This is a genomic window from Mucilaginibacter sp., from assembly GCF_028287845.1.
In the GTDB taxonomy this organism is placed as follows: Bacteria; Bacteroidota; Bacteroidia; order Sphingobacteriales; family Sphingobacteriaceae; genus Mucilaginibacter.
Genome location: NZ_JAQBOW010000153.1, coordinates 1 through 8,391, shown reverse-complemented (window position 1 = coordinate 8,391; position 8,391 = coordinate 1). Strand labels below are relative to the sequence as shown.

General features: G+C 40.4%; 9 protein-coding genes and 1 pseudogene. 6 read left to right on the top strand and 4 right to left on the bottom strand.

Annotated features, from left to right (window positions below):
- On the bottom strand, positions 1-1,052 hold a 1,052-nt coding region (locus JWP71_RS15025), incomplete at its 3' end, for an ATP-dependent DNA helicase RecQ (RefSeq protein WP_299501574.1).
- Between the two features lie 303 nt (positions 1,053-1,355).
- Here JWP71_RS15025 and JWP71_RS15020 point away from each other — a divergent pair.
- Both JWP71_RS15020 and JWP71_RS15015 read left to right on the top strand, forming a co-directional pair.
- Entirely contained in the window at positions 1,356-2,441 is a 1,086-nt protein-coding gene (locus JWP71_RS15020; RefSeq protein WP_299501572.1) for a mannose-1-phosphate guanylyltransferase, read from the top strand.
- 163 nt (positions 2,442-2,604) lie between these two features.
- Entirely contained in the window at positions 2,605-3,012 is a 408-nt protein-coding gene (locus JWP71_RS15015) for a DUF1761 domain-containing protein (protein ID WP_299501570.1), read from the top strand.
- A 74-nt stretch (positions 3,013-3,086) separates the two neighbouring features.
- Here the strand turns inward: JWP71_RS15015 and rlmB are convergent, their stop codons facing one another.
- Complete coding sequence (gene rlmB, locus JWP71_RS15010) at positions 3,087-3,851, bottom strand: 23S rRNA (guanosine(2251)-2'-O)-methyltransferase RlmB (RefSeq protein WP_299501567.1); 765 nt, start codon at positions 3,849-3,851, stop codon at positions 3,087-3,089.
- A 278-nt stretch (positions 3,852-4,129) separates the two neighbouring features.
- On the opposite strand from rlmB, the gene dnaB reads away from it, so the two are divergent.
- From dnaB to JWP71_RS14995, 3 genes are all read left to right on the top strand, one after another.
- The gene (gene dnaB, locus JWP71_RS15005; RefSeq protein WP_299501565.1) at positions 4,130-5,686 is read left to right on the top strand and encodes a replicative DNA helicase; all 1,557 of its coding nucleotides are present in this window, start codon (positions 4,130-4,132) and stop codon (positions 5,684-5,686) included.
- A gap of 173 nt (positions 5,687-5,859) precedes the next feature.
- A complete protein-coding gene (locus tag JWP71_RS15000) occupies positions 5,860-6,063 on the top strand; it encodes a hypothetical protein (RefSeq protein WP_299501563.1) in 204 nt (67 codons plus the stop codon).
- Positions 6,051-6,335 (top strand): hypothetical protein, encoded by a 285-nt coding sequence (locus JWP71_RS14995; protein WP_299501560.1) that lies wholly within the window; start codon positions 6,051-6,053, stop codon positions 6,333-6,335. The genes JWP71_RS15000 and JWP71_RS14995 overlap by 13 nt, the downstream gene beginning before the upstream one ends.
- A 39-nt stretch (positions 6,336-6,374) precedes the next feature.
- Here the strand turns inward: JWP71_RS14995 and chrA are convergent, their stop codons facing one another.
- Positions 6,375-7,574 carry a chromate efflux transporter gene (chrA, locus tag JWP71_RS14990; RefSeq protein ID WP_299501557.1) on the bottom strand — a complete coding sequence of 400 codons (1,200 nt, stop codon included), beginning with the start codon at positions 7,572-7,574 and terminating at the stop codon, positions 6,375-6,377.
- 219 nt (positions 7,575-7,793) lie between these two features.
- Complete coding sequence (locus tag JWP71_RS14985; RefSeq protein WP_299501554.1) at positions 7,794-8,132, bottom strand: tetratricopeptide repeat protein; 339 nt, start codon at positions 8,130-8,132, stop codon at positions 7,794-7,796.
- A 125-nt stretch (positions 8,133-8,257) separates the two neighbouring features.
- Here JWP71_RS14985 and JWP71_RS14980 point away from each other — a divergent pair.
- Positions 8,258-8,391 (top strand): annotated as a pseudogene (locus JWP71_RS14980) (electron transfer flavoprotein beta subunit/FixA family protein); the annotation flags it as partial.

Here is an 8,391-nt window from a genome sequence, read left to right as displayed (position 1 = left end):
TTCATGAATTTTTGAAGCTTATCAATATCCTTTTGCGAATAGAAAGCAACACAAACACCTTCGCCGCCATCACGCCCTGCGCGGCCGGTTTCCTGGTAGTACCCTTCCATGCTTTTAGGCACATCATGGTGAATTACATAACGTACGTCTGGTTTATCTATACCCATGCCAAAGGCTATAGTAGCCACAATCACATCTACATCTTCCATTAGGAATTTGTCTTGTGTATCAGCACGTACTTTAGGGTCCAACCCCGCGTGATAAGGCAATGCCTTAATACCGTTCAATGAAAGCGCTTCGGCTACCTCTTCTACCTTTTTACGGCTTAAACAGTATATGATGCCTGATTTGCCTTGGTTTTGTTTAACATATTTAACTATCTCCTTTATCACATTGCGTTTGGCACGCACCTCATAAAAAAGATTAGAACGGTTAAATGATGATTTGTAGATAGTAGCATTATTCATCTGCAGGTTTTTTTGTATATCCTGCTGAACTTTTGGCGTAGCCGTAGCCGTTAAAGCTATAATTGGTATATTATCACCAATATTGCTTATAACCTGGCGTATTTTACGGTATTCGGGCCTAAAATCATGCCCCCACTCTGATATACAATGTGCCTCATCAACCGCTACAAATGAAACTTGATTAAGGCGTAAGAAATCAACATTTTCTTGTTTGGTTAATGATTCGGGCGCAACATAGAGCAGCTTGGTTTTTCCGCTCAACACATCTTCTTTAACCCTTACTATATCTGCTTTTGTTAAAGACGAATTTAAAAAATGTGCTATGCTATCCGATCCTCCGAATGCTCTTAACTGGTCTACCTGATTTTTCATCAGGGCAATAAGGGGAGAAATTACAATGGCAGTACCCTCGCTCATTAATGCGGGTAACTGGTAACACATGGATTTACCACCACCTGTAGGCATGATAACAAAGGTATCGTTACCTGCTAAAATGTTGGTTATAATCGCTTCCTGCTCACCCTTAAAGTTATCGAACCCGAAAAAATTTTGTAGGTTATCAAAAAGCGACTTCTTTGTCTCTATCATTATTATACTTGATCTTGATTATTTAAAAGTTTAAAGTAACAAAAACTTATGAATAAACGATAGATTTACTTTTAAATTTTATACTGAAATGATTATTCTTTAAAACCATCATGCGCTACCTCTAAAAATTCAACTAGTAAATGATAGTTTCATTACCATTTTAAAAACAATTTGTTTATTTTTCCATTTAAATGCTATGGCTATTTATCGTTTAATTATTTAGTGTTATTTAATAATTATTTAACAGATAAATATTCACATTTGCCACACATAATGCCAAACTAAATTTCTTTAACGAAAATGAATAAAAACTATTATGCGATAATAATGGCTGGCGGTATCGGAAGCCGTTTCTGGCCTATCAGCAGAACATCACATCCAAAACAATTTATAGATATACTGGGGACCGGGAAGACACTGATACAAAATACATATGATCGCTTTTTAAAAGTATGCCCTAAAGAAAATATTTTTGTAGTTACTAACGAGAATTATACAGACCTGGTAAAAAATCAGCTGCCGGATATGTCCGACAACCAGATACTAACCGAGCCTGTAATGCGCAATACGGCTCCTTGTGTGGCTTATGGCTGCTTTAAAATAGAAAGTATAAATCCTGATGCTGCAATTGTGGTAGCACCTTCAGATCACCTTATATTAGACGAGGCAGCTTTTGTGGCTACCATTGAAAAATCATTAAAAACTGCTACAGACAATAACAGCCTGATCACCCTGGGTATTAAACCATCAAGGCCCGATACCGGCTATGGTTATATTCAATATACTGAAAAAACAATTAACAAAGATTTTCACAAGGTAAAAACCTTTACCGAAAAGCCTACGCTTGAAATTGCTAAAACCTTTATCCAAAGTGGCGATTTTTTATGGAACGCGGGCATATTTGTATGGTCGGCAAAAGCAATTATTAAGGCCTTTGAACAGTACCTGCCCGAAATGAACGATATTTTTGCCGAGGCACGTCCGCATTATAATACCGATAGCGAGAAAACACATGTTAACCAGGCCTATATGCAATGCACCAATATCTCTATAGACTATGGGATTATGGAAAAGGCTGATAATGTTTACGTACTGCCATCAGAATTTGGCTGGTCTGACTTAGGCACATGGGCATCAATCTATGAACTGGCTGATAAGGATTATGTTGGCAATGCGGTAATCCCTGCCGAAAAGGTGATCATGTATGATTCATCCAATTGCATGGTAAACGTGCCGAATGATAAGCTGGTTATTTTACAGGGCCTGCATGATTATATCGTTGTAGAATCTAACAATACACTCTTAATTTGCCCGCGCGACCAGGAACAGAACGTTAAAAAGGTAGTTGCTGATGTTAAGCAGCAATTTGGAACGAAGTATATTTAACCCCCCAGCCCCCTTAAGGGGGAGTTTTAAGAACTAAGCGTCTCGAAATTCGGGGCGCTTTTTTATTATATATCAATTAGTTATATTTTTTTATCTTTAATGTATAAACTTTCCTCTTTCAGTTCCCCCTTTAGGGGGCGGAGGGGGTTAAACTCTCAACATTATGAATCCTTCATTAATTAACTGGCCCGCAGTAGTGGTTGCGGCATTATCGGCTTTTATGGTCGGCGGATTATGGTATTCTTCTTTTTTGTTCGGAAAGGCGTGGTTAACAGACAGCAACCTAACCAAAGAACATATTAAAGCCACCGCCAACAACACAAAAATATTGGGCTTTACCGCCTTGTTCGCGCTCATTAGCTCGGCCAATCTTGCCGCATTTCTGGCTACCCCCACAACAACAACTTCATGGGGTGCAACAGCAGGTTTTTTAGCAGGTATATGGACTTTTGCCGCAATTGCAACACATAGTTTGTTTGAACTAAAAAGCTGGCGCTATATTTTTATCAATGGTGGCTACAGTGTTGTTTCGCTTACGCTGATGGGGGCGATATTGGGTTGCTGGAGATAACCCCCCAACCCCCTGAAGGGGGAGTTGATGAGCAAGTTTTCTATCCTATCATTTTATTATTCCCCCTTCAGGGGTTAGGGGGTTAACCGCTGCCTTATCGCCTCATACAATATCACACCAGTAGCTACCGATACATTCAAAGATTCTATCTCGCCATACATAGGTATTTTGGCTAAATGATCAGCTATGCGGATAATCTCGCTGCGTACGCCGTCTTCTTCTGATCCCATGATAATGGCAGTTGGAGCGGTATAATCAGGCTTGTAGATATATTCTTTTGTCTTTTCGGTACAACAAACCAGCTGCAGGCCAGATTCTTGAAGGAATTTAATGGTCTGCATAAAATTATCATGACGGCAAACGGGGATGGTATACAAGGCCCCTGCCGATGTTTTTATAGCATCCGGATTGATCTGAGCCGAGCCTTTGGCTGGCACAACTATGGCGTGTACGCCACTACACTCCGCCGTACGGGCAATGGCGCCCATGTTGCGTACATCGGTAATAGAATCCAATACCAAAATTAACGGCACTTCTCCTTTCTCAAATATTTGCGGAATAATATCTTCTATTTTTTGATACGTAATTGGCGAAATAAACGCGATAACCCCCTGGTGGTTTTTCATCGTTATCCGGTTAAGCTTTTCAACCGGCACCTGCTGGGCAGTTAGGTTGTATTCGTTCAATAAACCCCTAAGCTCGTTAAGTAACTCGCCGCCTATACCACGTTGAATGTATAATGATTCAATTTCTTTACCTGCACGTATGGCTTCAATAACCGCCCGTATACCAAAAACTACCTGGTTACTTTCGCGGCTTTCCCTGTTATTATTATACATTTTATAATTAAATTAAGGGTGTAAAAATAGCCATATTAATTAACTTTATATCGCCTCCCGATAATGCTGTTTGCAGTTATAAATTTTGGCATAGATTACCAAAATCAATTTATTAACAATGTCTTAAAAACGCCATTTTACAGCTAAATTTTATATTTTTCAACAAAACGATGTTAACAACTGGTGCCAAAATATTGATGCCTTGGGCATTTATGCCATTGAAAAAAAAAGATGTCAACTATGGCTACATCCGGCATTTTTTAGTATATTTTTGACGTATGAATTTTGAGAACGATACGCCCAATTACAAGCCGAACACTAACGATAAACGAAGCAGGTTAACCAACCCAACCACAAATGGTTTGGCAGGTAAACTTCCACCACAGGCTATTGATCTGGAAGAAGCGGTACTTGGTGCGTTAATGCTCGAGAAAGATGCTTTATCATCCGTTATTGATATTTTACATCCCGGGGTTTTTTATGAAACCCGTCACCAAAAAATATTTAATGCGATACGGGTGTTATTTGAAAAAACATCGCCGGTAGATATCCTGACCGTAACTTCGCAACTGCGTAATAACGGCGAGCTGGAAATGATAGGCGGCGCCTATTATATTACCGAGCTAACCAACCGGGTTGCATCAGCGGCTAATATTGAGTTTCACTCGCGAATCATTATTCAAAAATTTATACAGCGCGAGCTGATCCGCATTTCGACAGAAGTTATATCTGATGCTTATGAGGATACTACCGATGTACTCGACCTGTTAGATAAAGCAGAAAAGAATCTGTTCGAGATAGCTCAAAACAACCTGCGCCGCGATTCGCGCAAGATGGATGATCTGTTGCACGAAACATTAAAAGAAATTGAATCATTAAAAGATAAAAAAGACGGACTAACGGGTGTAGCATCAGGATTTACAGACCTGGACCGCATGACCTCGGGCTGGCAAAAATCAGATCTGGTAATTATAGCTGCCCGCCCTGCAATGGGTAAAACAGCCTTTGTGCTAACCTGCGCCCGTAATGCCGCGGTTGATTTTGCAAAACCGGTGGTTGTGTTCTCACTGGAAATGTCATCTGTTCAATTAGTAAACCGTTTAATATCCGGCGAAACAGAAATTGAACAGGAAAAAATACGTAAAGGAACTTTAGAAGAATGGGAATGGCAACAGATCCACTCGAAAATTGGCCGCTTAGAACAAGCACCGCTGATAATTGACGACACCCCTGCCCTTAATATATTCGAGTTCCGCGCTAAATGCCGCCGTTTAAAATCACAGCACGATATACAATTGATCATCATTGACTACCTGCAACTAATGCAGGGTAAAGGCGATGGCAAAGGTGGCGGTAACCGCGAGCAGGAAATTGGTAGTATATCAAGAGCGTTAAAATCGGTAGCTAAAGAATTGAATGTGCCGGTAATTGCGCTATCGCAATTAAGCCGCGCGGTAGAGAGCAGGCCCGGTCCCAATAAGCGTCCGATGCTGTCGGATTTGCGTGAGTCGGGCTCTATCGAGCAGGATGCGGATATGGTATTGTTCCTGTACCGCCCTGAATATTATGGTTTGGAAGTCGACGAGGATAACAACCCAACAAAAGGGGTTGGAGAGGTAATTATAGCGAAGCACCGTAACGGTGAAACGGGTATTGTAAGGCTGAAATTTGTGGGCAAATACGTTAAGTTCACCGATCTTGACCAGGGAGAAAACTTCCCAGCATCGGGCAGCGCCTTTACCGGCCTTAACCCATCAACAGATTTTGATAAGCCAAGCAACTTTATTATTCGTCCTTCAAGAATGGATGATATGGAGGATGAACCGCCGTTTTAACCCCCCTGCCCCCTGAAGGGGGAGTTTTTGAATAAATCAGGGTTCGATTTCGCTCTGACTACAATTGAAATATATTCAATTTAGCTACTATAGTAGAACATGTTTTATTTTCTCCGCTGTCAAATTTGTTTACTCGTTATTAGATATTTTTATAAATACTTAGAAAGCACAAGGTGATCAGGAAACATATAAAGCGAAAGTTTAAATTGCAATTACCGGTTGACAATATACATGGCGCAGGGTTGGAAACTATTTTTTTCGACAAGCCCATGGATAAAAAAACTTTCGATAATAAAGACGCTGCGTTTGTAATAAACGACGAGGGTAATGACATTCTTAAATTTAATTACTTAGCTTTAATTATATGGAAACATTAATTATCAACGTTCCTGAAACTAAGGTTGCTTTAGTAAAATTACTATTTAAGGAATTGGGTATTATTATTCAAAATAAAACTAAAGTTCAATTACTTGCTGAAAAAATAGATAAAAGCATTAAACCTGGACCTAAACCGACGATGGATGAAATTGTAGCCGAAGTAAGAGAAGTCAGGGCATCCTCTCCCAAAAAGCCATCCGATTTTTTTGGTATACTTAATCGGGAAGAAGGAGAAAAATTTGATAAGCATATTAAAAGAATGCGCCGTTAATATTTATCAACCGTTGTTCCCCCTTCAGGGGTTAGGGGTTTAGAAGATCAACCCCAGCACCACCCCAATCACAATAACCACAGGCGTCTTTATCTTAGTGAATTGCAGCAACAGGAAAGTTGCTATCATGATGAGATAAGCCATCCAGTTTAAACCAAACGGACGCGTAAGCAATATCAATGCCGTCGCCATAAAACCTACCGCTACGGCATTAATGCCGCTTAGTGAGTTTTTTATGCGGGCTATCTTTTTCAAGTCGTTCCAAAACGGTACTATGAACAGGATCAAAATAAAACCTGGTAAATTTATACCCACAACAGCTATAATGCTGCCTATAATTTGCCCGCCAATACCATAGCCTTTATTGCCTAATGTAATTCCGCCTAAAAACGAGGTAAAAGAAAAAGTTGGCCCGGGCAGCGCCTGCTGTAACGCAAATCCTGAAAGGAACTCAGAACTGCTTAGGTAATGTTTTACTTCAACAAATTCGGTATACATCAGCGGTACTAAAACCTGCCCGCCGCCAAATATCAATATGCCGTTACGGTAAAAATTCTCGAACAAACGTATGGGTAAACTAAATGGCGATGTGCGGTTTATCAACGCGCCCAATGCCGCGAACGTAAGCAATATTCCTATAAAGTAAATAACCTTTTTGGGGTTTACATTAGCGAATAATTTCACCCTTAGTTCGCTTTCCTGTGGCTGGGTTTCCAGGGCCGATGAAAATATCCCACCCAATAAAATAAGAATAGGGAATGCATAAGGATTCTGCAAAATAAGCGTAACTATAAACGAGCTTATAGCCAGTATAGCGCTCATCTTTGTTTTTAAAAATTTGTTGGCAAAAGTATAAGTTGCATAAGCCACAATACCCACGGCCATGGGTTGTATAAACCGCAATATATCTGCAACCTTACCCCGGTTGGCAAACATTTTATAACTAATAGCAGCCATACACATTATAGTGGCCGATGGCAGTACCCATATAAAAAAAGTGACAATTGCCAGCCATAAGCCGCCAACCTTCCAGGCAATGCCAATTAATGTTTGTGTTGATGACGGGCCGGGTAAAACCTGCGATAAGGCGTTCAGCTCCATCAATTCCTCTTCGGTAATGTAGCGGCGTTTTTGCACAAATTCGCGTAGCATAATACCCAAATGTGCCTGCGGTCCGCCAAATGCACTTAGGGTGTACAGCATAGCATCGCGTAGAAAGAGAAGTTGGCGTTTTTTCATACGATCGATGGTTTTTGCGGCGACAACTCACCCGGTCTTTGCTTCGCTCGACCACCCTCTCTTCCGCAAGCGGGAAAGAGGGTTAATTTTTTTTTTAGTTTTTCAACCCTCTTTCCGCCAAAGGCGAAGAGAGGGTCGGCCAGCGCAGCGTAGCCGGGGTGAGTCCACGGCGCGCGTTTGTAGTAACCATCCACGTATACCCTGGTTGGGTGGGGCTGCCTAATAATCATCATCTTCATCATAACCGATAAGTTCCCGGTAAACGGCCTGCAATTCAGAAAAAGCATGATTATCGCGCTTTGCTTTGGTTACTTCCATACCTTTTTCGTAGGTATTTATGGCATCCTGCTTTCTGTCAAGCGCCTCATATAATTTACCTAAATGATAATAGGTGCCAGCGTATTGCGGATGATTGTTAACCAGATCCTCATAATATTCTAATGCCTTATCAGCCTGATTTAAACGGAGATACTCTGTTGCTAATGCATATTTTAAAAACTCGTCGTTGGGCTCATTTTTTATAAATTCCAGTAGCTTTTCTAATCTGCTTATCTCCATTTTTAAACACTATGTTTTTTAACTAAATTTGTAAAAACCTATTTTATGAAACCATCAGGAACCACTGCTAAAAACAAACATACTGTTCCTGATAGCTTCATTACCATTTAAAAGCAATTACTACAATGAAAATACTTGTTTGTATAAGTAATGTACCTGATACCACGACAAAAATAACCTTTACTGATAACAACACCCAATTTAATACAAATGGGGTGCAATTTATATTAAACCCTTATGACGAAATAGCCCTTGCGCG

Bases quoted from the DNA above. Each gene is read 5' to 3' on its own strand.
- JWP71_RS14985 (WP_299501554.1), bottom strand. From the start codon at position 8,132: ATGGAGATAAGCAGATTAGAAAAGCTACTGGAATTTATAAAAAATGAG.
- JWP71_RS15020 (WP_299501572.1), top strand. From the start codon at position 1,356: ATGAATAAAAACTATTATGCGATAATAATGGCTGGCGGTATCGGAAGC.
- dnaB (WP_299501565.1), top strand. From the start codon at position 4,130: ATGAATTTTGAGAACGATACGCCCAATTACAAGCCGAACACTAACGAT.
- chrA (WP_299501557.1), bottom strand. From the start codon at position 7,574: ATGAAAAAACGCCAACTTCTCTTTCTACGCGATGCTATGCTGTACACC.
- JWP71_RS15015 (WP_299501570.1), top strand. From the start codon at position 2,605: ATGAATCCTTCATTAATTAACTGGCCCGCAGTAGTGGTTGCGGCATTA.
- rlmB (WP_299501567.1), bottom strand. From the start codon at position 3,851: ATGTATAATAATAACAGGGAAAGCCGCGAAAGTAACCAGGTAGTTTTT.
- JWP71_RS14995 (WP_299501560.1), top strand. From the start codon at position 6,051: ATGGAAACATTAATTATCAACGTTCCTGAAACTAAGGTTGCTTTAGTA.